This window comes from Halorubrum wangae, from assembly GCF_051194135.1.
Classification (GTDB): Archaea; Halobacteriota; Halobacteria; order Halobacteriales; family Haloferacaceae; genus Halorubrum.
The window spans coordinates 342813-368686 of the sequence record NZ_JBLZNH010000002.1 but is presented as its reverse complement, the minus strand read 5'-3'; the positions used below and the strand labels follow the sequence as shown (position 1 = coordinate 368686).

The 25874-nt window shown below is 66.8% G+C and carries 23 protein-coding genes and 1 pseudogene; 11 read left to right on the top strand and 13 right to left on the bottom strand.

Going from position 1 to position 25874, the window contains the following annotated elements:
* Nucleotide 1: 1 nt before the first annotated feature.
* The 3 genes from ACNS84_RS07060 to ACNS84_RS07050 form a co-directional block, all read right to left on the bottom strand.
* Nucleotides 2-388 carry an Hsp20/alpha crystallin family protein gene (locus ACNS84_RS07060; RefSeq protein WP_435074140.1) on the bottom strand — a complete coding sequence of 129 codons (387 nt, stop codon included), beginning with the start codon at nucleotides 386-388 and terminating at the stop codon, nucleotides 2-4.
* A 67-nt stretch (nucleotides 389-455) separates the two neighbouring features.
* Nucleotides 456-1199, bottom strand: coding sequence for a DUF2391 family protein (locus ACNS84_RS07055; RefSeq protein WP_435074139.1), 744 nt, complete (start codon nucleotides 1197-1199; stop codon nucleotides 456-458).
* A 206-nt stretch (nucleotides 1200-1405) separates the two neighbouring features.
* A complete protein-coding gene (locus ACNS84_RS07050) occupies nucleotides 1406-2194 on the bottom strand; it encodes an alpha/beta fold hydrolase (RefSeq protein ID WP_435074138.1) in 789 nt (262 codons plus the stop codon).
* A gap of 183 nt (nucleotides 2195-2377) precedes the next feature.
* Here ACNS84_RS07050 and ACNS84_RS07045 point away from each other — a divergent pair, with 183 nt between their 5' ends.
* Both ACNS84_RS07045 and ACNS84_RS07040 read left to right on the top strand, forming a co-directional pair.
* Nucleotides 2378-2629: a DUF7127 family protein gene (locus ACNS84_RS07045; RefSeq protein ID WP_435074137.1), complete on the top strand. Its 252-nt coding sequence runs from the start codon at nucleotides 2378-2380 to the stop codon at nucleotides 2627-2629.
* Entirely contained in the window at nucleotides 2626-4893 is a 2268-nt protein-coding gene (locus ACNS84_RS07040) for a CDC48 family AAA ATPase (protein WP_435074136.1), read from the top strand. Before ACNS84_RS07045 ends, ACNS84_RS07040 begins: the two co-directional genes overlap by 4 nt.
* A 23-nt stretch (nucleotides 4894-4916) precedes the next feature.
* Here the strand turns inward: ACNS84_RS07040 and ACNS84_RS07035 are convergent, their stop codons facing one another.
* Nucleotides 4917-5129 carry a DUF8029 family protein gene (locus ACNS84_RS07035; RefSeq protein ID WP_435074135.1) on the bottom strand — a complete coding sequence of 71 codons (213 nt, stop codon included), beginning with the start codon at nucleotides 5127-5129 and terminating at the stop codon, nucleotides 4917-4919.
* Nucleotides 5130-5581: 452 nt separating this feature from the next.
* Here ACNS84_RS07035 and ACNS84_RS07030 point away from each other — a divergent pair, with 452 nt between their 5' ends.
* Nucleotides 5582-8737: an adenosylcobalamin-dependent ribonucleoside-diphosphate reductase gene (locus ACNS84_RS07030; protein WP_435074134.1), complete on the top strand. Its 3156-nt coding sequence runs from the start codon at nucleotides 5582-5584 to the stop codon at nucleotides 8735-8737.
* A gap of 175 nt (nucleotides 8738-8912) precedes the next feature.
* Here the strand turns inward: ACNS84_RS07030 and ACNS84_RS07025 are convergent, their stop codons facing one another.
* Complete coding sequence (locus tag ACNS84_RS07025) at nucleotides 8913-9371, bottom strand: hypothetical protein (RefSeq protein WP_435074133.1); 459 nt, start codon at nucleotides 9369-9371, stop codon at nucleotides 8913-8915.
* A gap of 381 nt (nucleotides 9372-9752) precedes the next feature.
* The gene (locus ACNS84_RS07020; protein WP_435074132.1) at nucleotides 9753-10727 is read right to left on the bottom strand and encodes an aldo/keto reductase; all 975 of its coding nucleotides are present in this window, start codon (nucleotides 10725-10727) and stop codon (nucleotides 9753-9755) included.
* A gap of 121 nt (nucleotides 10728-10848) precedes the next feature.
* Between ACNS84_RS07020 and ACNS84_RS07015 the strand changes: the two genes are divergently transcribed.
* A complete protein-coding gene (locus ACNS84_RS07015) occupies nucleotides 10849-12549 on the top strand; it encodes a cryptochrome/photolyase family protein (protein ID WP_435074131.1) in 1701 nt (566 codons plus the stop codon).
* 29 nt (nucleotides 12550-12578) lie between these two features.
* On the opposite strand, the gene ACNS84_RS07010 is transcribed toward ACNS84_RS07015, so the two are convergent.
* Complete coding sequence (locus ACNS84_RS07010; RefSeq protein WP_435074130.1) at nucleotides 12579-12824, bottom strand: DUF8151 family protein; 246 nt, start codon at nucleotides 12822-12824, stop codon at nucleotides 12579-12581.
* Nucleotides 12825-12916: 92 nt separating this feature from the next.
* The gene (locus tag ACNS84_RS07005) at nucleotides 12917-13096 is read right to left on the bottom strand and encodes a DUF7470 family protein (RefSeq protein WP_435074129.1); all 180 of its coding nucleotides are present in this window, start codon (nucleotides 13094-13096) and stop codon (nucleotides 12917-12919) included.
* A gap of 92 nt (nucleotides 13097-13188) precedes the next feature.
* Here ACNS84_RS07005 and eif1A point away from each other — a divergent pair, with 92 nt between their 5' ends.
* The gene (gene eif1A / locus ACNS84_RS07000) at nucleotides 13189-13479 is read left to right on the top strand and encodes a translation initiation factor eIF-1A (RefSeq protein WP_004047131.1); all 291 of its coding nucleotides are present in this window, start codon (nucleotides 13189-13191) and stop codon (nucleotides 13477-13479) included.
* Nucleotides 13480-13565: 86 nt separating this feature from the next.
* Nucleotides 13566-14450 (top strand): ATP-grasp domain-containing protein, encoded by an 885-nt coding sequence (locus tag ACNS84_RS06995; RefSeq protein ID WP_435074128.1) that lies wholly within the window; start codon nucleotides 13566-13568, stop codon nucleotides 14448-14450.
* A 15-nt stretch (nucleotides 14451-14465) separates the two neighbouring features.
* Here the strand turns inward: ACNS84_RS06995 and ACNS84_RS06990 are convergent, their stop codons facing one another.
* Nucleotides 14466-14843, bottom strand: coding sequence for an Hsp20/alpha crystallin family protein (locus tag ACNS84_RS06990; RefSeq protein ID WP_435074127.1), 378 nt, complete (start codon nucleotides 14841-14843; stop codon nucleotides 14466-14468).
* A gap of 217 nt (nucleotides 14844-15060) precedes the next feature.
* Between ACNS84_RS06990 and gap the strand changes: the two genes are divergently transcribed.
* Together gap and ACNS84_RS06980 are read left to right on the top strand one after the other, a co-directional pair.
* A complete protein-coding gene (gap, locus tag ACNS84_RS06985) occupies nucleotides 15061-16113 on the top strand; it encodes a type I glyceraldehyde-3-phosphate dehydrogenase (RefSeq protein WP_435074126.1) in 1053 nt (350 codons plus the stop codon).
* A 117-nt stretch (nucleotides 16114-16230) separates the two neighbouring features.
* On the top strand, nucleotides 16231-17454 hold the full coding sequence (locus ACNS84_RS06980; protein ID WP_435074125.1) for a phosphoglycerate kinase: 1224 nt from the start codon (nucleotides 16231-16233) through the stop codon (nucleotides 17452-17454).
* A 78-nt stretch (nucleotides 17455-17532) separates the two neighbouring features.
* Here ACNS84_RS06980 and lrp read toward each other — a convergent pair whose 3' ends face one another.
* On the bottom strand, nucleotides 17533-17994 hold the full coding sequence (gene lrp / locus ACNS84_RS06975) for an HTH-type transcriptional regulator Lrp (protein WP_410284479.1): 462 nt from the start codon (nucleotides 17992-17994) through the stop codon (nucleotides 17533-17535).
* A gap of 126 nt (nucleotides 17995-18120) precedes the next feature.
* Between lrp and glnA the strand changes: the two genes are divergently transcribed.
* Nucleotides 18121-19488 carry a type I glutamate--ammonia ligase gene (gene glnA, locus ACNS84_RS06970; protein ID WP_435074124.1) on the top strand — a complete coding sequence of 456 codons (1368 nt, stop codon included), beginning with the start codon at nucleotides 18121-18123 and terminating at the stop codon, nucleotides 19486-19488.
* Between the two features lie 79 nt (nucleotides 19489-19567).
* Here the strand turns inward: glnA and ACNS84_RS06965 are convergent, their stop codons facing one another.
* The 3 genes and pseudogenes from ACNS84_RS06965 to ACNS84_RS06955 form a co-directional block, all read right to left on the bottom strand.
* A complete protein-coding gene (locus ACNS84_RS06965; protein ID WP_435074123.1) occupies nucleotides 19568-20554 on the bottom strand; it encodes a phosphatase PAP2 family protein in 987 nt (328 codons plus the stop codon).
* Between the two features lie 3 nt (nucleotides 20555-20557).
* A complete protein-coding gene (locus tag ACNS84_RS06960; protein WP_435074122.1) occupies nucleotides 20558-21886 on the bottom strand; it encodes a YihY/virulence factor BrkB family protein in 1329 nt (442 codons plus the stop codon).
* Between the two features lie 163 nt (nucleotides 21887-22049).
* Nucleotides 22050-23174 (bottom strand): annotated as a pseudogene (locus ACNS84_RS06955) (tRNA (guanine(26)-N(2))-dimethyltransferase); the annotation flags it as partial.
* A 228-nt stretch (nucleotides 23175-23402) separates the two neighbouring features.
* Here ACNS84_RS06955 and ACNS84_RS06950 point away from each other — a divergent pair.
* Together ACNS84_RS06950 and ACNS84_RS06945 are read left to right on the top strand one after the other, a co-directional pair.
* Nucleotides 23403-24347: a hypothetical protein gene (locus ACNS84_RS06950; RefSeq protein ID WP_435074121.1), complete on the top strand. Its 945-nt coding sequence runs from the start codon at nucleotides 23403-23405 to the stop codon at nucleotides 24345-24347.
* Between the two features lie 139 nt (nucleotides 24348-24486).
* The gene (locus tag ACNS84_RS06945; RefSeq protein WP_435074120.1) at nucleotides 24487-25869 is read left to right on the top strand and encodes an APC family permease; all 1383 of its coding nucleotides are present in this window, start codon (nucleotides 24487-24489) and stop codon (nucleotides 25867-25869) included.
* Nucleotides 25870-25874 lie beyond the last annotated feature (5 nt).

Below are 25874 nucleotides of genomic sequence, written 5' to 3'. Positions count from 1 at the left end.
GTCAGGCGTCGGCCTCGTCGGACAAGTCGTCGTCGGCGTCGTCGACAGGGATGGTGCGCGAGACGTCACCGGTTCGCTTCGGAATGGTGACTTCGAGGACCCCCCGGTCAATCTCCGCGTCCGCACCGCTTCCGTCGGCGTCGCCCGGAAGCGGAAGCTCCGCATCGAGGAACAGCGGCCGGTCCTCACGGACGTAGCGGAACCCCTCGGGGACCTTCTTCTCCCGGCGCCCTTCGATGACGATTCGTCCGTCCTCGGCAAGGACCTCGGTCGTCTCCGCAGCCGCGCCCGGGAGGTCGACGACAAGGACGTATCCGTCGTCTGACTCGAGCAGGTCCGCAAACACCGCGTCCGGGAGGTCCCGGAGCGCGTCACGTAACGCTGACATGTATACGGATACGGTCGCCGCGGCGAAAAAGGTGTGGAAACGGGGCCCGCGCCGCGGAGTCCGGGGGTCAGTCCTTGCGGTCGAAGTCCAGGTCGAGGTCGAGGTCCTTGATGTCTGTCCCCTGCGACTCGCCCGGCAGGATGTCGCCGAGGCTCGCGCCGAAGGCGGCTCCGGTCCAGACGAACGCCACGCGGGAGACCCGCTCGAGGGTGGTGGGATCCCCCTCGTGGAGTCGGCCCCAGAGCGTTAGCATGAGCACGGAGGTGAACAGCGAGACGAGCAGGATCCCGGCGTAGCGGCGCGGGATGACGCCGAGTATCGGGTGGCTGATCTCGATCTGCCGGAAGTCGGCGAAATACAGTAGTCCGGCGGTCATGACCAACACGAATCCCACGTGTACGAGGAGGAGGACTGGAACTCCGCCCGCAGTCGTCGCGGCGAACCACGCCGCAATCTCGAAGACGCCCCCCTCGACGAGGAGCGGGAGGGCGAAGAGGACCGAACCCACGAACGCCTCGGCCATGTCTCGCGAGGTGTACTTCGTGATCCGGGTCCGAAACGCGGCGCTCCCGGGCATCTGCTCCACGAGCGAGATCGTCTGTCGCACCTTCTCGCGCTCGTGTTCGTCGTCGACGACGTCGCGCAGCGTGTCGAGCTTCGCCAGCAAGTCGTTGATGTCGGGATTCTCTGGGTGTTTCGAGTCGTTCGAGACGGTTTCGTCGCCCTCGTCGGCGGGCGGACCAACTGGGCGGTCCCCGTTGGCTGGCGCGCTCGGGCCGGCGGACCGTCGTCTCGGGTCGTCGCCGTCCATTGCCACCCATCGACGCCAGCGTCGCAAAAGCGTGTCGACGGTCGAGCGGTACCGTGCGACCACGCGCTGTCAGATCCGCTCGCCGCGGAGCGGGGCGTCCCCTCGTGGACCGGAGAAGGCCCTCACCGCCGTCCGCACCGGGGCAACCGATCGAAGACGGTTCGGTTCGATTCGTTTCGGTTCGGTTCGAGAACTCGATGCGTGGCCTACTCAGTCGTGTTCGCCGATCTACGTCCGAGAAACGACGAGAGCGCCGCGTTGAACGCCGCGGGCTGTTCGAGCATCGCGAGGTGTGCGGCGCCGTCGATCGTCGCGCGCTCGCAGTCGTCGATCCGGTCCGCGAGGAAGTCGTGATACGACGGCGGTGTGAGCGTGTCGTGTTCCCCGACGACCGCGAGCGACGGCGTCTCGATCTCGCCGAGACGGTCGCGGACGTCGAACGCGTGACAGACGCGGAAGTCGCGTTCGGTGACCGCACGACCGCACGCTCGCATACCGGCTCGAGAGAGTTCGACGTACTCCGCCGGCGCGTCGTGGAAGAGCCGGTCAGGCTCGTGAAGCGCGTCGATCGCTCGGTTGAAATCGGTCGCGAGCCCGTCTAACAGCGGTTCGGCGACCGAGAGCTTCGCACCCGTCCCCGCGAGGACGAGTCCGTCGAGTGCGATGTCGCGCTCCAGTGCGACGCGCAGCGCCACGGCGCCGCCGAGCGAATTACCGCAGACCACCGTGGCGCCCGTGGCGGCGACCACGGCGGCCACGTCGTCCGCGTAGGCGTCAAGCGCCTCGGGTCCGGCCGGGGCGTCCACGTCGTCGCTGTCGCCGTGGCCGGACAAATCGAGCGCGACGGTGGGGAACCGATCGCTCAGTCGCGCCTGCGACTTCCAGACGTCCTTGCTCCCGCCGCTCCCGTGGACGAAACAGATCGTCGGCCCGCTGCCGCCGCGATCTGAGACCCGGTACGCGGTGTCGCGACCGTCGTGGGTGACCCGCTCCATGGTCGGTCCACCGCGCGGGGAGTGATAAACGTCAGCCGTCGGCGTCGTCACATGACGATCCGGAGCGAGCGCTCCGGTCCAAACGGCCCGGAACCGCAACACTACCGATGCGTCGACGCCATCTCACGTCATGCGATTTTGGGCGACAGATTTAAATAGCTACGCGCCTAACTTGTAGTTAGGATGACTGCCAAACAGACCCGATCGACCGGCGACGGTACGTTGCTCCGCCGGTTCGAGTACGATGACAGCTGGATCGTCGCCGCCGATCTGGGCGCCGACGCAGAGAACGTGAGCGTCGACACCGTCGGTCAGACGGCGATCGTCGTCGTGGAGGGCGACGGCGAAGCGGTCGAGTCGGAGTTCGAGCTGCCGGGGACGGCCGCCTCGGCCGAGGTCGCGAACGGCGTCGTCACCGTGGAGGGTGAGCGATGAAACTCACCGTCAGACCGCTAAAACAGAAGGACGCGGGGCGCCGCCTCGCGGCGATCGACCGCGTCGCGGCCGAGGAGCTCGGGCTCTCCGGCGGCGACATCGTCCGCGTGGAGGGCGCCAGCGGGGCCGCGATCGCTCGCGTCTGGCCCGGCTACCCCGAAGACGACGGAAGCGGCGTCGTTCGCATCGACGGGCGGCTCCGCCAGGAGGCCAACGTCGGTATCGACGACCGCGTGACGGTCGAATCGGTCGACGTCTCTCGGGCGGAGTCGGTGACGATCGCGTTCCCGAGCCAGTTGCGCGTGCGCGGGCAGATCGCCCCGTTCATCCGCGACAAGCTCTCCGGCCAGCCGGTCACCGAGGGCCAGACGATCCGCACGTCGATGGGCTTCGGCCTGATGGGCGGCCAGTCGCAGGCGGTGCCGATGAAGGTCGCTTCGACGACCCCGTCGGGGACGGTCGTCATCACCGACGACACCGAGATAGAGATCTCCGAGGTCCCTGCCGAGGAGTTGACCGAACCGACCGGCGGCGCCGACGGGACGGGCGACGGTCCGGACATCACCTACGAGGATATCGGCGGACTCGACAACGAACTCGAACAGGTTCGCGAGATGATCGAGCTGCCGATGCGACACCCCGAGCTGTTCAAACGGCTCGGTATCGACCCGCCGAAGGGCGTGCTCCTGCACGGCCCGCCGGGCACGGGGAAGACGCTGATCGCGAAGGCCGTCGCCAACGAGATCGACGCGAACTTCCACACTATCTCCGGTCCGGAGATCATGTCGAAGTACTACGGCGAGAGCGAGGAGCAGCTCCGTGACGTGTTCGAGGAGGCGGCCGAGGAGGCGCCCTCGATCATCTTCATGGACGAGCTCGACTCGATCGCGCCCAAGCGCGAGGAGGCTGGCGGCGACGTCGAACGGCGCGTCGTGGCCCAGCTGCTCTCGCTGATGGACGGGCTGGAGGAGCGCGGCGAGGTCGTCGTCATCGGCGCGACCAACCGCGTCGACGCCATCGATCCCGCGCTCCGGCGCGGTGGTCGCTTCGACCGTGAGATCGAGGTCGGCGTTCCCGACCGCGACGGCCGCAAGGAGATCCTGCAGGTCCACACGCGGAACATGCCGCTGGTCGATGAGATCGACCTCGACGAGTACGCGGAGAACACCCACGGCTTCGTGGGGGCCGACCTCGAGTCGCTGGCGAAGGAGTCCGCGATGCACGCGCTGCGTCGGATCCGCCCCGAGCTCGACTTGGAGAGCGACGAGATCGACGCCGACGTGCTGAACTCCATCCAGGTCACCGAGGATGACTTCAAGCAAGCGATAAAGGGCATCGAGCCCTCGGCGCTCCGCGAGGTGTTCGTCGAGGTCCCGGACGTCAGCTGGGAACAGGTCGGCGGCTTAGAGGAGACCAAAGAGCGGCTCCGCGAGACGATCCAGTGGCCGCTTGAGTACCCCGAGGTGTTCGAGGAGCTCGACATGCAGGCCGCGAAGGGCGTCCTGCTCTACGGCCCGCCGGGCACGGGGAAGACCCTGCTCGCAAAGGCTGTCGCCAACGAGTCGGAGTCGAACTTCATCTCGATCAAGGGGCCTGAGCTGCTGAACAAGTACGTGGGCGAGTCCGAGAAGGGCGTCCGCGAGGTGTTCAGCAAGGCTCGCGAGAACGCGCCGACGATCGTGTTCTTCGACGAGATCGACTCGATCGCCACCGAGCGCGGCAAGAACTCGGGCGACTCCGGCGTCGGCGAGCGCGTCGTCTCTCAGCTGCTGACGGAGCTCGACGGCCTCGAATCGCTGGAGGACGTGGTCGTCATCGCGACGACGAACCGCCCGGACCTCATCGACTCGGCGCTGCTCCGGCCCGGTCGGCTCGACCGCCACGTGCACGTGCCCGTGCCGGACGAGGAGGCCCGCCGGAAGATTCTGGAGGTCCACACTCGGAACAAGCCGCTGGCCGACGACGTCGACCTCGACGTGCTGGCCCGCAGGACCGAGGGATACGTCGGCGCCGACATCGAGGCGGTCGCCCGCGAGGCGTCGATGAACGCCTCCCGGGAGTTCATCGGGAGCGTCGCGCGCGAGGAGATCGGCGAGTCCGTCGGCAACGTCCGCGTGACGATGGCCCACTTCGAGGACGCGCTCGACGAGGTGAACCCGAGCGTCACCCCCGAGACGCGGGAGCGCTACGAGGAGATCGAAAAGCGGTTCAGGCGGTCGGAGGTCGACCGCGGCGACGCCGAACCCGGCGCCGCGTTCCAGTAATCGGGGCGTCCGCGCGGCCGTCGTTAGATGACGCCGATCGTCGACAGGACGAAGAACGCGGCGACGAGGACGATACCGATCGTGACCAGTCGCCAGGCGAGCTTCAGCACGAACTTGCCGACGATGATGATTATCGCGACGGCGACGAGCGTGACGAGGAGCTGTCCCGACTGGCTGGCGAAGAGGCCGGCCTGAAGCGGCAGCGATGATGCGAGGGCGGCGAGTGATGCGGTCATGTCCGCTATCAAGACCAGGCCGGGTATAAGCTTGTGGGGCCGGCCGATCAGTTACTCACTGATTTCTGATAGTATCTTCGGCGAAAACTGCGAGTGAGGGTGTGTACGTCGGGCCGTCCCGTGGACACAATCACGGTAACACGGTGCATAACGGCGAAAGTACGAAGTGATTAACCCCCCTTTTGTTCCGGTGGGATGGCCGTCTCATCTGTCGGTTTTGGGCGGCGAGCATCAGTTTCACTCTGGTCTGGCTACGCTTATGTATCCAGAACACGTTGCTTTCGAACGTAATCGAAGCCGGCGTCAGACACGCGGACCGGGAATTACATACCGAATCGAACAGATAGACACCTATCCGGGCCGGGAGCGGAACACAAAAGGGCCTGCTGCGACAGTACGTAGACACCATATATGAGCCAGAACGCACATCAATCGAGTGGGGTGGCCGTCGAATGAGCAGCGACGGCGTCGCCGCTGACGAACTCGAACTGCCGATCAAACGAACCACGGGCGAGACGATGGAGGAGCGACTCACCGCCAACGCCTACCACAACATCCTGCCCGCGCGGTACCTCCGGAAGAACGCGAACGGCGAGGCCATCGAGAAGCCCGAGGAACTGTTCGACCGCGTCGCGCGCAACGTCGCGCTCGCCGAGGCGGTCTTCGAGGCCGAGAAGCAGGGCGTCGAGATCACAGTCACGCCCGATCAGTTGAAGCCCGATCACCCCCGGCGCGACGAGCTCGCCGCCAAGGTGTTCGGCGCGGGAACGACCGCCGAGGACGACGCGGAGACGGCGCTGACCGCGCACAACGTTAACAAGTTCGCGTACGACACCATCGTCCCCGAGCTCCCCGAGAGCGTTGGCGACCACGTCAAGGCGACCGCGGACCGATTCCGCGACGGGATGGAGCAGCTCTCGTTCATGCCGAACTCCCCGACGCTGATGAACGCGGGCGACGAGCTCCAGCAGCTCTCCGCCTGCTTCGTCGACTCGCCCGCCGACGACATCACCGACATCCACCAGACCGCCAAGGAGGCGGCCGAGGTGTTCCAGTCCGGCGGCGGGATGGGGTACGCGTTCTGGAAGCTCCGCCCCTACGGCGACGCCGTCGGATCGACGGGCGGGATCGCCTCCGGGCCGATCACGTTTATGCGGACGTTCGACCAGATGTGCGAGACGATCGCACAGGGCGGCGCGCGCCGCGGGGCGCAGATGGGCGTCATGCGCGTCTCGCACCCGGACGTCATCCAGTTCATCCACTCGAAGAACAAGGACGTCTCCCTGGCTCACTCGCTGCGACTGAACGACCCCGACGACTTCACCCACAACTCCTTCACGGACGCTTTGGAAGAGGCGCGTGAGCTCATCGACGACGACGGAAAGGTGCCCGAGCACCTCCGGAACGCGGTCGAAGGTCACCTCTCGAACTTCAACATCAGCGTCGGCGTCACCGACGACTTCATGGAGGCGCTGTACAACGACGAGGAGTTCACCTTCACCAACCCCCGCACGGAGGAGCCCCACGTCGCGACCCCCGAGACGAAGGAGATCTACGACATGTTCGGTCTCGGCGAACACGTCGAGGTCGGCGAAGTGCTCTCGATCCCGGCCCAGGAGCTGTGGGACGACATGATCGAGGGCGCCCACGAGAACGGCGAACCGGGCGTCATCTACCTCGAGCGCGTGAACAAGGAGCACTCCTTCGACGTGGAGGAGCATCCGGACCACCGGATCCTCGCGACGAACCCCTGCGGCGAGCAGCCGCTTGAGGAGTACGAGGCCTGCAACCTCGGTCACATCAACCTCTCGACGCTCGCGGCGATGGACGCACCGGACTGGCGCGTCTGGTCCGAGGCGCACGCCGACGAGTACGACTCGAAGGAGGCCGCCATGTCGGCGTTCCTCGACGAGGCGATCGACTTCGAGGAGTTCGACGAGCGGATCGACTACGGCACCCGCTTCCTCGAGAACGTGGTGACGATGTCCGACTTCCCGGTCGAGAAGATCGAACAGAAGGTCCGGGACATGCGGAAGATCGGTCTGGGCATCATGGGGCTCGCCCAGCTGTACATCCAGCTCGGGATTCCGTACGGCACCGAGGAGGGCAACGAAGTTGCCCGCCAGCTGATGACCCACATCAACCACGCGTCGAAGCAGAGTTCCCACAAGCTCGCCGAGGAGCGCGGGACGTTCAACGACTGGGAGGAGTCGAAGTACGCGAACCCCACCGAGTACCGCGACTGGTTCGAGCACTACACCGGGCTCGACGCCGACGAGTGGAAGGACGGGTTCCCGGTCCGCAACCACAACACGACGACCATCGCGCCCACGGGCACGACGTCGATGATCGGGAACACCACCGGCGGCTGTGAGCCCATCTACAACGTCGCCTACTACAAGAACGTCTCCGACGACGTGCAGGGCGACGAGATGCTCGTCGAGTTCGACGACTACTTCCTGCGCACGTTAGAGGAGAACGACATCGACGTCGACGCCGTCAAGCAGGAGGCCCAGGATCAGATGGCGGCCAACGAGTTCGACGGCGTGGACGGGTTAGAGACGGTTCCGGACGCGATCGGCGAGCTGTTCGTCGTCACCGGCGACCTCTCCGGCAAGCAGCACGCAGCGGTCCAGTGCGCCTGCCAGGAGGGCGTCGACTCCGCCATCTCGAAGACGTGTAACTTCCCGAACGACGCCACCGCAGAGGAGATGGAAGAGGTGTACCGCTACATCTACGACCACGGCGGGAAGGGCGTCACCGTCTACCGCGACGGCACCCGCTCGAAGCAGGTTCTCACGACCCGCGCGAAGAACACGGAGTTCGCCGACGAGGCCGAGGCGGCCGAGACGATCGTCGAACAGATCGGCGAAGTGTTCGGCGGCCTCGAGGCGTTCCTCGACAACGAGGACGTGCAGGCGGCGATCGACACGGAGATCGCGGACCTGCTGGAGGCGAGCGAGCAGCCGCGGATCGACTACAGCGAGCGCAGTCCGCGTCCCGACTCCCTGAGCGGCGTCACGCAGCGTGTCGAGACCGGATACGGCAAGCTGTACGTCACGATCAACGAGGACGAGAACGGCCGACCGTTCGAGCTGTTCGCGAACATCGGTCACTCCGGCGGCTACACCAACTCCTTCACGGAGGCACTCGCGAAGGTCATCTCGACGGCGCTTCGCTCGGGCGTCGACCCCGAGGAGATCGTCGACGAACTCCAGGGCACCCGGAGTCCGAAGGTCGCCTGGGACAAGGGCGAGCAGATCCAGTCGATCCCGGACGCGATCGGTACCGCGCTCCGGCGCTATCTCGACGACGAGATCGACAAGGGGATTCCGCAACAGCAGAGCCTCGACGATGTCGAGCGCGACCTGGCGAGCGAGCAGGCGGGCCACACCGACGGCGGCGCGGTCGACGCGGGCACGGCGACCGACGCCCCGAGCGCGGACGGACCCGGCCAGGCGGACGACGACGCGGCCGGCGCCGACGACGCGATGCAAGAGCTCATCGCGGCGGGTGAATCGCCCGAGTGTCCCGACTGCGGCGGGATGAACCTCTACTACTCCGAGGGCTGCAAGACGTGCGAGTCGTGCGGCTGGTCGGAGTGTTAGACGGGCAGAGCATGCGCCGATAGGCGCCACCGACGGTGTTTTTTTATGACGACTCGTTCGGAGAGCGGCGGCCGCGCCGGTCGACAGGAGAGCAATACTCGGGAGTGACGGAGTGGGATCATCGACCGGTGCGGAAATTGAAGCGAAGAAAGGGGACGGAGCCGCGAGCCGCGTCTCAGTCGTCTTCGAGCGCCTGCGCGATGCGCTGGAGCTGGCGGGTCGCGTCGCGGACCTCGTCGCGGAGCTGGCGGACCTCGCGCACGAGCTCCTCGTTGCCGACCTGATCGTCGCTTTCCTCACCGGGTCGACCGCCCGGACCGCCGCCCATCCCGGGCGGGCCGCCGGCGCCGCCCGGACCGCCGCCGCCCATCATGCCGGACATCATCTGCGCGAACGGGTTGCCGCCGCCACCGCCGCCGCCCATCCCGGGCGGGCCGCCGGCGCCGCCCGGACCGCCGCCCATCATCTCTTCCGGGTCGGGTCGGTCGCCCTCCTCGCGCTCCTGTTCGCGCCGCTCGCGAATCTCCTCGACGCGCTCGCGGAACGACTTCTCCTCGTCGTCTTCTCCCCCTTCGGCGGCGTCGCTGCCCTGTTCGTCACCGGTGTCGGCGTCGGTGGCTTCGTCGTCTACCATAGCTCTCAGTTCGGTAGCCCGGCCGAAAAGGGTTGTTGCTCCGGCTCTCGACGGTGCGTTTATACCGGGTCGACCGGTCGCGGCGCTCGGTCCGCGGTCGCCCACTCGCCCGTCAGGAGCGAATCGCTCGGTGACGGTTCGGACACTCGGTCGTCTCCGCGTCGCGGCCGATGTCCGGGACGTGGGTACCGCAGTTCGGACACCACGTCCGAGTGGGCGCGTACTCGATACTCGGCGGGACGGGAGACCGATCGTCGTCGCTCAAAGGTCCGCGAGAGTTGTGGTCTCGCTACCAGTTCGTCACTGGATTCCGAAGATGGCATGAACGGGAGGAAACGGAATTCAGTCATTCGTTTCCGGTGCCTGATTGGCGCCGCCCGATCAGTTGTGTCCGGAGACGCGAACGGACTCGTACGGCTCTTCGAGCCACTCCATATCGGAGTCCGAGAGGTCGATGTCGAGCGCTTCGACTGCGTCCTCGAGGTGTTCGATGCTGCTCGTTCCGACGATGGGCGTGTCGACCCATTCCTTGTGGAACAGCCACGACAACGCGATCTGTGCCATCTTCACCCCCTTCTCGTCGGCCAGTTCCGCGACGCGCTCGTTGACCGCTGGACCGCCGCCCTCGCGGTAGGGGTGCGCGTAGAGGTGCTCTTCCGTCTCCCCGCGGAGCGTCGCGTCGATCTCCTCGTGCGGTCGGGTGAGGTAGCCGCGCGCGAGCGGGCTCCACGGCATGACGCCGACGCGTTCCTTCTCGCACAGCGGGAGCATCTCGCGCTCCTCCTCGCGGTACGCGAGGTTGTAGTGGTTCTGCATGGTGGCGAATCGCTCGTACCCCTCGCGCTCGCTCGCGTGCAGTGACTCGGCGAACTGATGCGCCCACATCGAGGAGGCGCCGATGTACCGCACGTCGCCGCGACGGACCGCGTCGTCGAGCGCCGCCAGCGTTTCCTCGATGGGCGTCTTGTAATCCCAGCGGTGGATCTGGTAGAGGTCGATCGTGTCGGTTCCGAGCCGGTCGAGACTGTGTTGTAGCTCCTGTTCGATCGCTTTTCGGGAGAGGCCGCCCGAGTTCGGGTTCGACTCGTCCATCCGGAAGAACCCCTTCGTGGCGACGACCGTCTCCTCGCGGTGGCCCTCGAGCGCCTCGCCGAGGACGCGCTCCGACGCGCCGTTCGAGTACATGTTGGCAGTGTCAAAGAAGGTCACCCCCAACTCAAGCGCGCGCTCGACGAGCGCTTTCCCCTCCGACTCGTCGAGGACCCACTCGCGCCAATCGGAGTCGCCGAAGCTCATACAGCCGAGGCAGATTTTCGACACCCTCATCCCAGTGTCCCCGAGAGTCGTGTACTCCATACCACGGGCAGGCAGAGCCGGGACAAAAAGCTACCCGCGAGAGCGGTGACGGCGGCCGGCGGTCGCCGATCGCGCCGAGCCCGCCACCGAAGCTATGGCGACGGAGTCCGTGTGATCGGCCGTGAGCGACAGACCCGCCCTGTGGCTGCTCGGCGATCAGCTAAACCCCGACCTCGACGCGCTCGAAGCCGCCGACGAAGTGCTGCTGATCGAGGCGCACGGCTTCGCCGATCGGAAGCCGTACCACGCCCACAAACTGACGCTCGTCTTCTCCGCGATGCGGCACTTCCGGGACGAACTGCGCGAGCGCGGCCACGACGTGACGTACCTGCGGGCGGAGTCGTTCGGCGAGGGACTCGACGAGTTCCTCGCCAACCGGTCTGACGCCGCCCTCCGGCTGATGCGCCCCGCGAGCCACGGGGCCGGCGAGCGCCTCCGCGACCTCGTCGCCGAGCGAGGCGGGTCGCTGACGCTGTCGGAGAACGAACTGTTCTGGACGACCCCGGCCGACTGGCGGGAGTGGGCGGGCGAGCCGAACGGCAATCGGGGGAGCGAGTCGATCCTCGACGCGGACGACACCGCCGAGCGCACGTACCGACAGGAGGGGTGGTACCGCCACGTCCGCCGCGAGACGGGCGTGTTGATGGACGGCGACGACCCCGTCGGCGGAGAGTGGAACTACGACGATCTGAATCAGGAGACCCCGCCGGACGACTGGGAGCCACCGACGCGGCCGCAGTTCGAACCGGACGACCTCACCCGCGAGACGCACGCGTGGGTCCGCGACCGGTTCGACACGTGGGGCGACGGCTCCCTCGACGCGTTCGCGTGGCCCACCACCCGAGACGAGGCCCGCGCGGCGCTCGACGCGTTCGTCCGCGATCGACTCCCCTCGTTCGGACGGTACGAGGACGCGATGGTGGCGGGCGAGCCGTTCCTGTCGCACTCGCTGCTGTCGCCGGCGATCAACCTCGGGCTCCTCAACCCGCGCAAACCCGTCCGAGCGGTGGAAGCGGCCTACGAGGCGCGGGGGGCCGAGCCGGGTGCGTACGACCCCGACGACGCGGGCGATGCGAGCGAGACGACGCTGGGCGCGTTCGCGGCGGGAGAGGACGGCGGGAGTGCGAGCGCCGTCGACGGCGCGGGCGACGAAGACGCAGACCTCCCGCCGGTCCCGCTCAACGCGGTCGAGGGGTTCATCAGACAGGTGATCGGCTGGCGGGAGTTCGTGCGACACGTCTACCGCGAGGCGATGCCGGCGCTCTCGACGGCCAATCAGTTGGATCAGTCCCGAGAGCTTCCGCCGACGTACTGGGACGGCGACACTGACATGGCCTGCCTGTCGGAGGCGGTCGACCACGTCCGTGAGTACGGGTACGCACACCACATCGAGCGGCTGATGGTGCTCTCGAACTTCGCGCTGATCTACGGCGCCGACCCGGCCGAACTGAACGAGTGGTTCCACCTCGGCTTCGTCGACGCGTACCACTGGGTGACGACGCCGAACGTCGTCGCGATGGGGTCGTTCGGGACGGACGTGCTCTCTTCGAAGCCGTACGCCGCATCGGGGAACTACGTGAACCGGATGAGCGACCACTGCGCGTCGTGTCCGTATGCGGTCTCCCGGACGACGGGCGAGGGCGCGTGCCCGTTCAACGCGCTCTACTGGGACTTCCTGAAGGAGAACGAGGAGACGCTCCGGGACACCGGACGGATGGGGCTGATGTACTCGCACGTCGACGGCAAGGGCGACGAGGAGTGGGCCGCGATCCGCGAACGAGCGACGGCCGTCCGGGAGCGAGCGGCGAACGGAGAGTTATAAATCACTGACCGCGGTTCGGCGGTGCGGGCCTACTCGCCGGTCGCGAGGCGCTGGAGCCGGGGGAGCGCTTGCTCGTAGCCGAGCGCGACAACTCCGATGTACAGCGCGAGCAGTCCCATTCCGACAGCCCACGCACCGAGCACGAGGTCGCCGGCGGAGGCCGCTGAGAGTCCGAACTGTTCGAGCACGACGCCGATAGCCGAGGCCACGCCGGCCCCGACGACGACCGCGAGTAACTCGGCGAGTTCGACCGCGACCGCGGGTACTTCGACCATATCGGCCCGCAGCGACCGTCGGTTATCACTCTTTCGGGAGCGACGCGGGACCGAACCGATCCGAGACGCGAGCGGCGATCGTCGCTAGCCGGTCACTTGAGGCCGAACATGTGCATCGCCGAATCGGCGACGCCCTTGGCGATCAGTCCGACGCCCGCCAGCGCGACGGCGACGCCACCCCCGACGAGGGGATCGTACGCGGTCAGCAGTCCGAGTGCGAGGAGGACGAGAGCGACGCCGACGAGACCGGTGAGTCCGAGCGTGTCACGCATGCCGGCAGGTCGCTGCCGTCGCGAGTTAAAAAGGGCGCTTCGGCACAGAGAGCGGCCCTTTTATTTCAGGGAGCGCGTATCACCGCGTACGCATGAGCAACGGAGACGGCGACGGTCGAAACGACCTCCGGATGCCTGACGACGACGAGGTGTTCGCAGAGGTCGTCGAGATGCTCGGCGCGAACCGGGTCCGCGTTCGCTGTGCCGACGGGAAAGAGCGGACTGCGCGCATTCCCGGACGGATGCAGAAGCGCGTCTGGATCCGCGAGGACGACATCGTCCTCGTCGAGCCGTGGGACTGGCAAGACGAGAAGGGCGACATCTCGTGGCGCTACGAGAAGAGCGAGGCGGAACAGCTCCGCGAGGAAGGCCACCTCCAGTAGCGCGGGCACGGTCCGAACGGACCGGCGACGCGAGCCCCCGACGACCGCCGCATCGTTTTTAAGTCCGAACGGCTCCGAGCGAGCGTATGCTTCGGCTCGCGATGACGACCGACGCGGAGACGCTCAACCGAGTTCGCGAGCCGCTCGCGGCCCGCGGCGTCGCCGTTGAACACGTGCAGGCGAAAGAGCGGTCGCTCCGCGTCTCCGGCGGCGGACCCGAGACCGATGAGGAGTTCGGCGGCTTCGACGCGGGCTTCGTCTACCCCTCGCGGCTCATGGAGGGCGCCCTGGTCGACGCGCGGCTGTCGGTCCCGTGGGTGAACGACCGCGAGGCCGTCCTCACCTCGCGGAACAAAGCGGGCGTGCTCACCGCGCTCGACGACGCCGGGCTCCCGACGCCGCGGACGACGCTGGTGTCGAACCCCGTGAACGAGACGGTCGTCACCGAGGCCGTCTCGTCGTTCTCGTACCCCGTCGTCGTCAAGCCGAACTCCGCGACCCGAGGCGTCGGCGTCGCGACCGCCGGCGACCTCGACTCCCTCCTCGGCGTCGTCGACTACCTGAACCTCGTCCACGACTACCGGGCGACCGGCGACAAGTCGTACCTGATCCAAGAGTTCCTCCCCGACGCGCGCGATTACCGCGCGATGGTCGTCGACGGCGCGTACGCCGGCGCGGTGCGCCGGGAGCTCCCCCCTGACGCCCGCGAAGGGGGCCGGTGGAAACACAATGTCCACCGCGGCGCCGAGGCGACTGGCGTCGACCTTCCGGCGCACGCCCGGCGACTGGCCGAGCGAGCGGCCGACACCCTCGGGATCGACTATCTCGGCGTCGACCTACTCGAAACGGACGACCGGCTGGTCGTCAACGAGACCAACGCGCGCCCGACAGTGGACGCGGCGACGAAGTACGACCCCGACTTTTACGACCGGCTCGCGGAACTCATCGAGCGGACCGCGGCAGGAAAATAACCGAAAAGCGATCCGCTACTCGAGGTCGATCGACGCGGAGTCGTCGTCGCGATCGAACGTGACTTCGAGGATGCCGTTGTTGAACGTCGCGTTCGCGGAGTGCTCGTCGACCGGGGCGGGGAGGTCGACGGTCTCGTCGTATTCACGCCGGTCGGAGACCGCGGAGATGGTCAGGGCCTCGCCGTCGCACTGCAGGGAGAGTTCCTCTTTCGAGACGGCCGGGAGGTCGGCGATGAGTCGCACACCGTCGTCGGTGGTGTACGCGTCCACGTGCGTCGCCGACCCGAAGCCGGCGTCCTCGGTGCCCGGTTCACCGCTGGCCATGTCGTTCATCATCCGTTCGATTTCCGCGAAGAAATCGCCGAACGGATCTTCACGATCGTCTCTATCCATACTACGAGTCAGGGTGGTGACCCCGATAAGCCTTCTGTCGATCGCCGTATTGGCCGACAGAACGCGGCGCCGACCTCGTGGGTGACGCGACGGCCCCGCAGGCCGTCGGTGGAATCCGGTCGCGACGACCGACACCGATCGTAACGAAATCGAACGATAGTGACTGTCTCAGGCGGACTCGGTCGGATTTAAGTATCTGCGCCTCGTTTTTTCAGATATGAGTAAATCACATCTCGATGCAGCCGACGACGTGAGCGAAGAGGAGGTCGTGCGAGTCGGTCTCAACGGGTTCGGCCGGATCGGGCGGAACGTGTTTCGCGCGGTGATGGAGTCACCGCGGATCGAACTCGTCGGTATCAACGACGTGATGGACTTCGACGATATGGCGTATCTCGCGAAGTACGACACCGTCATGGGACGGCTCGACGGCGTCGAGCGCGACGGCGACACGCTAACGATCGGCGGCACGTCGGTCCCGCTGTACAACGTGCAGGACCCGGCGGACCTCCCGTGGGACGAACTCGACGTCGACGTCGCGCTGGAGTGTACGGGCGTCTTCCGCACGCGCGAAGACGCGAGCGCGCATCTCGACGGCGGTGCCGACACCGTGATTATCTCGGCGCCGCCGAAGGGCGACAAGCCGGTCAAACAGCTGGTGTACGGCGTCAACCACCACGAGTACGAGGGCGACGACGTCGTCTCGAACGCCTCCTGTACGACGAACTCCATCACGCCGGTCGCGAAGGTGCTCGACGAGGAGTTCGGAATCGACGCCGGCACGCTGACCACCGTGCACGCGTACACCGGCTCGCAGGCGCTCATCGACGGGCCGAAGGCGAAGACGCGCCGCGGGCGCGCCGCCGCCGAGAACATCGTTCCGACCTCGACGGGGGCGGCCGGCGCGGCACAGGAGGTCCTCCCGCAGTTGGAGGGGAAAATCGACGGGATGGCGATGCGCGTCCCGGTCCCGAGCGGCTCCATCACCGAGTTCGTCGTCACCCTCGACGAAAACGTCACCGCGGAGGAAGTCAACGCCGCCTTCCGCGACGCCGCCGACGACGGCCCGCTCGCCGGTGTCCTCGGATACACCGACGACGAGGTCGTCTCCAGCGACATCGTCGGCCTCCCGTTCTCCAGCTACGTCGACCTGCAGTCCACGAACGTCATCGCGGGCGGGAAGCTCCTGAAGATCCTCACCTGGTACGACAACGAGTACGGCTTCTCGAGCCGGATGCTCGACATGGCCGCGTACGTCACGGACGAGGCGTAAGCGAGCGCCGCGACCGTCGGACCCGCGCTGTGTCCGCCGCCTCCCGCGGGCGCGACCCGGCGGCAACGTTTCTCCGGAGAACGACCGCTTAAATATCTCTTCGACGACCATTCACCCATGACCGCGTTCGACACCATCGACGACCTCCCGGCAGCGTCGCGCGTCCTCGTTCGACTCGACCTCAACTCACCGATCGAGGACGGAGAACCGCAGGATAACCGCCGCTTCGACCGCCACGCGGAGACGGTCCGCGAACTCGCCGAGGCCGGTCACCGCGTGGTCTGCATGGCTCATCAAGGCCGTCCCGGTGGCGACGACTTCACGTCGCTGTCGGGTCACGCCGCCATCCTCGCGGACCACGTCGGCCGCGACGTCGACTTCGTCGCGGACACGTACGGCGACGCGGCGCTGGACGCCATCGACGCGCTCGCCGCGGGCGAGGTCCTCCTGCTAGAGAACACCCGGATGTGCGACGACGAACTCCCCGAGGCGTCGCCCGAGGAGAAGGCCGAGACGGAGTTCGTGAGAACGCTCGCACCCCATTTCGACGCGTACGTCAACGACGCGTACTCGGCGGCTCACCGAAAGCACGCATCGCTGGTCGGCTTCCCGCTCGTGCTCCCCGCGTACGCCGGGCGCGTGATGGAGACGGAGTACGAGGCCAACACCGCCATCGCGACCCGCGAGTTCGACGGGCCGGTGACGATGGTCGTCGGCGGGACGAAGGCGACCGACGTGATCGGCGTGATGGACGCGTTAGACGACCGGGTCGACCGGTTCCTGCTCGGCGGCGTCGCCGGCGAGCTGTTCTTACGCGCCGCCGGCCACCCGGTCGGACACGACGTCGGCGGGACGGACCTGTTCGACGAGCAGTGGAACGAGAACCAAGCGCTGATCGAGTCGGTGCTCGACGAGCGCGGCGACGCGATCCACCTCGCGACGGACCTCGCGTACGAGGGGCCCGACGGCGAGCGCGCGGAGGTCGCCGTCGACGACATCGACGAGAAGACAACGGGATACCTCGACGTGGGCTCAGAGACGGTCGCGGCTTACGAGCCGCTCATCCGCGAGTCCGACGGCGTGTTCGTGAAGGGCGCGCTCGGTGTCTTCGAGGACGAGCGGTTCGCCGACGGCACCGTTGGGGTGCTCGAAGCTATCGCCGACACCGACTGCTTCTCCGTCGTCGGCGGAGGCGACACCTCGCGCGCGATAGAGATGTACGGCCTGAGTGAGGCCGACTTCTCGCACGTGTCTATCGCGGGCGGGGCGTACATCCGCGCGCTGACGGGCGAGCCGCTGCCGGCCGTGGAGGTTCTGGAGGAAGCGGCCGAGCGGCAGTAGGGGCCGGGTAATCGACAACGGGGGGAGCGTGAGCGAACGGCGGGGCGGTCGGGCGCGAGCGGTCGTAACTCGGGCGGCTTACTCCTCGTTGAGGTCAAGGTCGAACTGCTCGTTCTCGGTGACCGCGTTGAGGACGACGCTCGTGTTCGACTCGCGGATGTCGGCGTCGGTAAGGATGGCCTTGATCTGGTCGTTCATCCCGTCCGTGTCGGTGAACTTGCCGATCGCGATCACGTCGTAGTCGCCTGTGACCTCGTAGACGCTCACCATCTGTTTCTCCTGGCGGAGCTTCTCCGTGACGTCGGGGAGCGCGCTGCCCTCGACTTTTAGCTGCAGCACGGCCGTTACGTCGTATCCGAGCTTGTCGTAGTCGACGATAGGCGTGTATCCCCGGATCACGCCCTCGTCTTCGAGGTCGCGGAGGTGATTCGAGACGGTGGTCACAGAGACGTCGAGTTCGTCACCGAGACTTCGGAGGCTCGCACGACCGTTGCTGAGAAGCGAATTGACGAGTTTGGCGTCGAGGTTTTCGTACGTCATCACACTGATCCACGTGTTCAGGGGTTTATAATTTTACGAACGTCCAGCAGTATTGCCGCACTGGCGGTTCATGCACCAAGCGATAAGGCCTTTATACTGGCAGATAACTACTCATCCGTCCAGAACATGACGGACGAACACGCGAAAACAGACGGCGGCCTAACGGCCGATGAACAGGCGGTACTCGACGAAATCGAAGAGAAAAACGTCGATTTCCTGCGGCTCCAATTCACCGACATCCTCGGCGTCGTGAAGAACGTCTCCGTCCCGGCCCACCAGGCGGAGAAGGCGTTCACCGAGGGCATCTACTTCGACGGCTCTTCCATCGAAGGCTTCGTGCGCATTCAGGAGTCGGACATGCGTCTCGTCCCCGACCCCGACACGTTCGCGGTCCTCCCGTGGCGCAGCGGCGAGGACGGCTCCGCGGCCGCCCGGATCATCTGTGACATCGTCACTACGGAGGGGGAGCCGTTCGCCGGCGGCCCGCGTCAGGTGCTAAAAAGCGTCCTCGCGGAGGCCGAGGAGATGGGCTACTCCGTCTCCATCGGCCCCGAGCCGGAGTTCTTCCTGTTCAAGACCGACGACGACGGGAACGCGACGACGATCCCCCACGACAACGGCGGCTACTTCGACCTCGCGCCCAAGGACCTCGCGAGCGACGTGCGCAAGGAGATCATCTTCACGTTGGAGGACATGGGCTTCGAGATCGAGGCCTCGCACCACGAGGTCGCCGAGGGGCAACACGAGATCAACTTCAAGTACGACGACGCGCTCACGACCGCGGACAACATCGCGACGTTCCGCGCCGTCGTCCGCGCGGTGGCGAGCCAGCACGACCTCCACGCGACGTTCATGCCCAAGCCGATCGCCGAGATCAACGGCTCGGGGATGCACACCCACATCTCGCTGTTCGACGAGGACGGCAACGCCTTCGCCGACGACGGCGACGAGTTCAACCTGAGCGAGACGGCCTACCAGTTCATGGGCGGCATCCTGAACCACGCCCCCGCGTTCACGGCCGTGACGAACCCGACCGTGAACTCCTACAAGCGCCTGGTGCCCGGCTACGAGGCGCCCATCTACGTCGCGTGGTCCGACACGAACCGCTCGGCGCTCGTCCGCGTCCCGGACGCCGCGGGCGTCTCGGCCCGGTTCGAGGTCCGCAGCCCCGACCCGTCCTGTAACCCCTACCTCGGACTGGCGTCGCTCATCGCCGCCGGGATCGACGGGATCAAGACCGGTGCCGACCCGGGCGACCCGGTCCGCGAGGACATCTACGAGTTCGACGACGAGAAGCGGCGGGAGTACGGCATCGAGACGCTCCCGCCGAACCTCGGCGCCGCCGTCGAGGAGCTGGAGGCGGACGAAGTGCTCCAGGACGCACTCGGCCCGCACACCTCCGAGAAGTTCGCCCAGGCGAAGTCGCAGGAGTTCAGCGAGTACCTCACCCAGGTGTCGCAGTGGGAGGAGGACCGCTACCTCGAGACGTTCTGAGGCGACGACGCGGTTCGCGGTCTCCGATTTCTTTTGAATGCGGTTCGAGTGCGAAGGGACTCGCCGTTCGTGGCGCCTCTCAGTTTCCGACGAGCGACAGCCGCTCCAGCCGCGCCGGTACCGCGGGCAGCGCGACGACAGCGACGACCGCGGCGGTCGTCGCGACGAGCGTGACGACGAGCGAGTCCGAGAGCGCGTACGCGCCGATCCAGAGCGCACCGGTCACGGCGAGCGAGGGGACCGCGATTCGGATCGGAACCGCGGGCTCGTCGCCGGCGACGAGCCGCCAGCCCGCCGCGCCGCCGAGTCCCGTGGCGATACCGATCCCCGCTTCGGCCACCTCGCCAGCGTGCCCGCCGGCGAGTGCGACCCCGGCCGCGGCGAACGAGACGACCGCGGCCAACAGAAACGCCGGCGTGGGGTCGAGGTCGGCGGTCGGTCCGCGGTTCGTCGGCAAAACCGGCCCCCCGCGGAGTCGAGGGTCACCGGCGAGCCACAGCGCGCCGAGCACGACGGCGACGCCGACGATCAGGCCGGCGAGCACGTCGACGAGGTAGTGGACCTCGATGACGACCCGCGAGGCCGCGACGGCGACGGCGACTGCGGCGGCCGCGAGGACGCGCCCGCGTGCGGTCCACCTCCGGTCATAGAGGAGCGCCAGTGCGAGGTACGCCGCCGCGCCGCCGGTGGCGTGACCGCTCGGAAACCCGAAGCCGTCTGAGAGGACCTGCGCCTCGTACCACGCCGACAGCAGGCCGGGGAGCCACGTCGGCACGTCGGCGGGCCCCATCGCGCCCGGCGGCCGGGGGGCAGCGAACCACGCCTTGGCGAGCGCGACGGCGGCGTACGCACAGGTGACGACCGCGATGGCCGTCGCGCCGGCCCGGCGCGGCGAGGCCGCGACCCGTTCGTCGGCGAACCAGTAGGCGACCGCCAATAGTCCGAACAAGAACCACGGGTCGGCGAGGTGGGTGATGGCCGCGAAGACGACGACGACAAATTCGGGAAGCGCATCGACGAAAACGATCTCGCCGACGCCACGTTCCGCGGGGACGAGCGCGGTCACGGATCAGTCGTCGCCGCGGTCGCGAGCGTAATCGAGCGCCTTTCCAGGGGTCTCGAGCAGATTGAGACCGACACCGACGATGATAAAGAGGGTGTACAGCCCCAGCGTCGACAGGCCGAGGATGAGCATCGCGGCGATGGCGTAGAGCCCGTCGAGAAAGGAGAACGCGCCCAATATCAGCACCGTCCCGTACAGCATCACGAGGTACGGCCCCCAGCCGCGGGCGTGGCCGCGTCGCATCCGCGACCGGACGTAGCGTTTCAGCTCCGACTCGACCGCGGGCTTGTCGACGGTGCGCCGCTCCACGTCATCTTCGAACTCGTCGAACTCCGCCCGCAGTCGCCCGACTTCCTCCTGGAGCGCGGCGACGTCCGGTGCCCCCTGCGGCCGTTCCTCGTCGCCGGCGTCGTCCGCGCCGTCCGACTCGCCGTTCATACCCGTGGGTCGGCCGCGGTCGTGTTGTAACTGCCGGTCCGCAGTGTGGTCGGACGGACCGACGCCACGAACCGGTCCGGCTCCACGACCCGTCACGCCGGGGTGCACCGAGTCCTCGCGCCCGGCCAAGACAACGTTGACGACCCCACCGACCACGATTACCACGGCGGCGAGGTACAACCACGTGACGAGCAGCAGGATACCGCCGATAACGCCGTACACCTGGTACTGCGCTGCGCTCGCGGCGTACAGCTGGAACCCAGCCTGCAACAGCGTCCAGCCGACCGCCGCGAGCGCTGCGCCCGGCAGGGCCTCTCGGATCCGGATGTCTGGCTCGGGAAGCAGGTAGTACATCGGGAGGAAGGTGAGCGCGAGCAGCCCCGGAAGCACGAGGATGCTCGCCGCCTCGACGACCGCGACCGCGTCGGCGGCCGCGACGAACGCGCCGACGACGATCATCACGCCGAAGCTGACGCCGACGGCAACGATCACCGACCCGGCGTCCGTGAACTGTTTGAGGAGGTCCGGCGGCTGCGTGGTACCGTAGAGCTCAGCGAACACGGTGTCGAGTCCGCGGAACACCTTCAGCGTCGACCACAACAGCACGGCGACACCGAACACGCTCGCCCCGGTCCGGCCGCCAGCCGAAGAGATTGCGACGACCACCACCTCCTGGCCGGCCGGCGTGAGGAAGTCGCCCGCCGCCGCCACGAGTTCCCCGGCGATCACCTCGCCGAAGACGGCGGTCGCGGCAACGACGAGAAGTAGGAGAGCGGGGATCAACGAGACGAACGCGTAGTACGCGATCGCGGCCGCGAGGAACGTCACCTGGCGGTCGATCGCGACGTCGACGACGCGCCGGGTCGTACCGTAAGCGTTGGTCAACTGCGGGAGCACGCTTCGCAATTCAGGCGAGAGCGACAAAAGCGAGGCGGTGTGACCGGCGCGTCGAGGACCGCGCAAAAACGGGAGTGGGTCAGTTCGCGCCGCCGCCGCCACCGTCTGCGTCGTTCGCGTCCGCCGTGTCATCCGTGTCGTCCGAATCGTTCGAGTCGGGCACGTCACTCGCGTCGTCCAGAACCACGCTCCGCATCTCCGGGATCGAGGCGGTGGTCTTGACCGCGGTGCCGCGGTAGTGTGCGCGGCTGGCGTCGTAGCCGGCCGCACGCAACCTGTCGACGAACTCGTCCATACCGATGGCGGGTTCGCTCCACTCCTTGTACAGCCGGTGTTGATCGTAGTGCGTGGGCGTGTCGATCTCGCGAGCGACGGTCCCCAGCAGTTTCCGTGCACGCTTCGCCTCTCCCATGTCGTCTGTGACCCGGCGGCGGACCGCGCGAGCGAAGTCGGCGTCGGCGGTCGACCCCAGCCACAGCGGCCCGGCCGTGAGCACGCGGTCGCTCCCGCAGACCGGACAGCGATCGACCGGGTCGGCGATCAGACCACGTGTCGGCTCGCGCCAGAGGCAGTCCTCGCAGTTGTCGACGTATCCCAGTTCGTCGATGCAGGCGTCGGCCGCCTGCGCGCCCGACTCCAGTTCGAGGTAGGTCCGCGCGTAGTGGCGCGAGACGTGCGACACGATCGGTCTGGCCGCCTTATCGTAGCGGGCCGCGGTCCGGACCAGCGCCGAGATCAGCGTTCGGAGCCCCATCTCCGGGTGGTAGTCGGTGTTGCGAGGGACGGCGCCGTACTTCCGGATGCCGCTGTTGAGGTGCGCGCCGCACAGCGGGGCGGTGTCGGTCGCCGTGACGCAGACGAGGTTACGCGCGTTCGCGAGCGCGGCGTCGGCGAAGGGTATCGGCGTCCCGTACGGGTCCAGATCGACCACGTCGAAGACGTTCTCGTACAGCAGCGCGTTGACGTCGCGATGGACCGTCGCGCCGTCGAGGCCGTTGGCCGCGAGGTTCTCGGCCGCGAGGTCGACGGCGTCCGGGTCGACGTCGGCGCAGGTGACGTCGTACTCTTCGGCGGCCGCACGGACCCCTCGAATCCCCGACGCCGCCATTGCGTCGAGGTACGACGCGACGCGCGGCTCTCGGTCGCGGTACGCGCGAAGCACCGCGACGGTGACGTCGCGGTTCAGTTCCTGGGTCGGGTTGAAGAAAACTCCGCCGCCGGTGCCCTCGCTGGCCCCGTCGCGGGCCTCGGGGACGGAGACGGTGACCCCGCCCTCGTCGATGTCCATGCCTCGGCTTCGGTCATCCGGCACAAAAGGACCGCGCTCCGTGGGTGATTCGCGGACGTTCGCGCTTCGAGAGTGGCGTGGCCGCGAAGCGGGGCTTTTAGCCCGTCACGGCGGATAGAGAGACATACCAATGCACGCTACGCTCAATCGGGAATCCGTCGGTCGATCCCGCCCGCGGACCGCTGAAACGACGCGCGAAGGCGATACGACCGCGGAGGCGGATCGGGGATGGTAAGTCCGGCTCGCGTCGACGCGCTCACCGACCTTGCGTACGGCGCACTCATCATCCTCTCGATAGTCCTCATCGCGACGCTGAACGTCAACAACATCGGCGTCGCGTTCGGGATCGGGGTGTTCGCCTCGTACGTGGTCCACGTCGTCTGGAAGATGGCCCGGTTCGACCCGGACTGGATGACCCGAGAGGTCGCCGATCAGGTCGGGAAAGAGGTCGAGAAGAGTGTCGGCGACACCGTCAACAAGGAGGTTGAGAAGACCGTCGGCGAAACCGTCAGTAAGGAGGTCGAGAAAAGCGTCGGCGACACCGTCAGCAAAGAAGTCGAGAAAAGCGTCGGCGACACCGTCAGCAAAGAAGTCGAGAAGACCGTCGGCGACACCGTCAGCAAAGAAGTTGAGAAGACCGTCGGCGAAACGGTGAACAAGGAGGTCAGCGAGGTCGCTGACGACGTCAGTGACACCGTCAGCGAAGAGGTGACGGGGAAGGTCGAAGAGACGGTCGGCGAAACCGTCGAGAAAACCGTCGGCGAAACCGTCGAGGAGACGGTCGGCGAAAAGGTCGAAGAGACAGTTGGCGAAAAGGTCGAAGAGACAGTTGGCGAAAAGGTCGAAGAGACGGTCGGCGAAAAGGTCGAAGAGACAGTTGGCGAAACCGTCGAGAAGACCGTCGGCGAAACCGTCGAGGAGACGGTCGGCGAAACCGTCGAGAAGACTGTCGGCGAAACCGTCGAGAAGACTGTCGGCGAAACCGTCGAGAAGACTGTCGGCGAAACTCTCGAGAAGACCGTCGGCGAAAAGGTCGAAGAAACCGTCGAAAAGACCGTCGACGAGAAAGTCGAGGAGGCGGTCGACAAGAAGGTCGAGGAGAAGGTCGAGAAGACCGTCGAAGAGACGGTCAAGAAGACCGCTGAAAAGTCGGACGACGAAGACAAGGACTGACGAAACGACTCGTGGTTCCGACCGACCAGAGAGGCGGTCGGTCTGTGTGTTTTTGCTTGTTGAATCCGCAGTTTTGTCCCTCCTATTTCAGTATTGCGAAGGACATAAACCACGAGATCCGTTACTAAGGCGTAGACGCATGGGCCAGCACGACTTAGATCGGAGTCTCGGGTTGTACCCGACGATGATGATCAGCATGGGCGCAATGATCGGCAGCGGGATCTTCGTGCTGCCGGCGCTGGGGTATAAGAAGGCCGGGCCCGCGGTGATCCTCGCCTACGTGCTGGCCGCGGTCGTCGTGTTGCCGGCCGCGCTGTCGAAGGCCGAGATGGCGACCGCGATGCCGGAGTCCGGGGGGACGTATCTCTACATCGATCGGGCGCTCGGGCCGCTGTTCGGGACGATAGCGGGGATCGGTGCGTGGTTCTCGCTGGTGTTCAAAAGCTCGTTCGCGCTCGTCGGACTCGGGGCGTATCTGCTGTTGTTCGCGCCACTCTCACAGGCCGCCGTGGTGTACGTCGCCCTCGCACTCGCGGTGTTCGTCGTCGCGCTGAACGTCTCCGGGACGAAGATGAGCGGCCAGATCCAGGCGATCGTCGTCACGCTGGTCGTCGCGGGGTTGCTCGCGTACGTCGTCAACGCCGGATTCGTCACCGACACCGCTCGGTACACTCCCTTCAGGACGCAGGGGAACGTCGGCGTCGTCACGGCCGCCGCCTTCGTCTTCGTCTCCTACGCAGGCGTCACGAAGATCGCGAGCGTCGCCGAGGAGGTGAAGAACCCCGGAAAAAACCTCCCGCGCGCGATGCTCGGGTCAATGGGGATCATGACCGTCCTGTACATCGCGGTGGTCGGCGCGATCATCGGACTGAGCGATCCAGACGTGCTGAAGACGGGTGGCCCGGGGGGAACCGCCTCGCTCACCCCGATGGCCGACGGCGCGGGAGCGCTCCTCGGCGGGGCCGGCGTGGTGTTCATCTCCGTGGTCGCGGTCGTCGCGCTCACAAGTATGGCCAACGCAGGCGTGTTGTCGTCCTCGCGCTTCCCGCTCGCGATGAGCCGCGACGACCTCCTCCCGCCCGCACTCCGGACAATCGACAAGCGGTTCAAGACCCCGCGGAACTCCGTGTTGCTCACCGGCGTCGTGCTGCTGTTTCTGATCGCGTTCGTGCCGGTGATCGAGTTGGCCAAACTGGCGAGCGCGTTCCAGATCCTGGTCTTCTCGTTCGAGAACATGGCGCTGGTCGCCTTCCGCGTGGCCGACGTGCCCTCGTACGAACCGGAGTTCACGGCGCCCGGGTATCCGTACGTCCAGGTGTTCGGATTCGTCGCCGGTATCGCCCTGCTCACGCAGATGGGGACTGTCCCAATCCTCGGCGCCATGGCGATTATCGCCGGAAGCGCGCTGGTGTACGTCGTGTACGGACGGCCCAGGACTGATCGGACCGGGGCTCTCGGGACGATCATTCGGACCCGCCGCGGCGAGGATGACGACGGAATCGCCTCGACGGAGCCGAAGTGACGAGC

Excerpts from the sequence above, each read along its gene's own strand:
- lrp (WP_410284479.1), bottom strand. The coding sequence starts at position 17,994 with ATGACGTACGAAAACCTCGACGCCAAACTCGTCAATTCGCTTCTCAGC.
- ACNS84_RS06980 (WP_435074125.1), top strand. The coding sequence starts at position 16,231 with ATGACCGCGTTCGACACCATCGACGACCTCCCGGCAGCGTCGCGCGTC.
- ACNS84_RS06950 (WP_435074121.1), top strand. The coding sequence starts at position 23,403 with ATGGTAAGTCCGGCTCGCGTCGACGCGCTCACCGACCTTGCGTACGGC.
- ACNS84_RS07040 (WP_435074136.1), top strand. The coding sequence starts at position 2,626 with ATGAAACTCACCGTCAGACCGCTAAAACAGAAGGACGCGGGGCGCCGC.
- ACNS84_RS07030 (WP_435074134.1), top strand. The coding sequence starts at position 5,582 with ATGAGCAGCGACGGCGTCGCCGCTGACGAACTCGAACTGCCGATCAAA.
- ACNS84_RS06995 (WP_435074128.1), top strand. The coding sequence starts at position 13,566 with ATGCTTCGGCTCGCGATGACGACCGACGCGGAGACGCTCAACCGAGTT.
- ACNS84_RS07045 (WP_435074137.1), top strand. The coding sequence starts at position 2,378 with ATGACTGCCAAACAGACCCGATCGACCGGCGACGGTACGTTGCTCCGC.
- ACNS84_RS07005 (WP_435074129.1), bottom strand. The coding sequence starts at position 13,096 with ATGCGTGACACGCTCGGACTCACCGGTCTCGTCGGCGTCGCTCTCGTC.
- ACNS84_RS07020 (WP_435074132.1), bottom strand. The coding sequence starts at position 10,727 with ATGGAGTACACGACTCTCGGGGACACTGGGATGAGGGTGTCGAAAATC.
- glnA (WP_435074124.1), top strand. The coding sequence starts at position 18,121 with ATGACGGACGAACACGCGAAAACAGACGGCGGCCTAACGGCCGATGAA.
- ACNS84_RS07060 (WP_435074140.1), bottom strand. The coding sequence starts at position 388 with ATGTCAGCGTTACGTGACGCGCTCCGGGACCTCCCGGACGCGGTGTTT.
- ACNS84_RS06990 (WP_435074127.1), bottom strand. The coding sequence starts at position 14,843 with ATGGATAGAGACGATCGTGAAGATCCGTTCGGCGATTTCTTCGCGGAA.
- ACNS84_RS06945 (WP_435074120.1), top strand. The coding sequence starts at position 24,487 with ATGGGCCAGCACGACTTAGATCGGAGTCTCGGGTTGTACCCGACGATG.
- gap (WP_435074126.1), top strand. The coding sequence starts at position 15,061 with ATGAGTAAATCACATCTCGATGCAGCCGACGACGTGAGCGAAGAGGAG.
- ACNS84_RS07050 (WP_435074138.1), bottom strand. The coding sequence starts at position 2,194 with ATGGAGCGGGTCACCCACGACGGTCGCGACACCGCGTACCGGGTCTCA.
- ACNS84_RS07035 (WP_435074135.1), bottom strand. The coding sequence starts at position 5,129 with ATGACCGCATCACTCGCCGCCCTCGCATCATCGCTGCCGCTTCAGGCC.
- ACNS84_RS07025 (WP_435074133.1), bottom strand. The coding sequence starts at position 9,371 with ATGGTAGACGACGAAGCCACCGACGCCGACACCGGTGACGAACAGGGC.
- eif1A (WP_004047131.1), top strand. The coding sequence starts at position 13,189 with ATGAGCAACGGAGACGGCGACGGTCGAAACGACCTCCGGATGCCTGAC.
- ACNS84_RS07010 (WP_435074130.1), bottom strand. The coding sequence starts at position 12,824 with ATGGTCGAAGTACCCGCGGTCGCGGTCGAACTCGCCGAGTTACTCGCG.
- ACNS84_RS07055 (WP_435074139.1), bottom strand. The coding sequence starts at position 1,199 with ATGGACGGCGACGACCCGAGACGACGGTCCGCCGGCCCGAGCGCGCCA.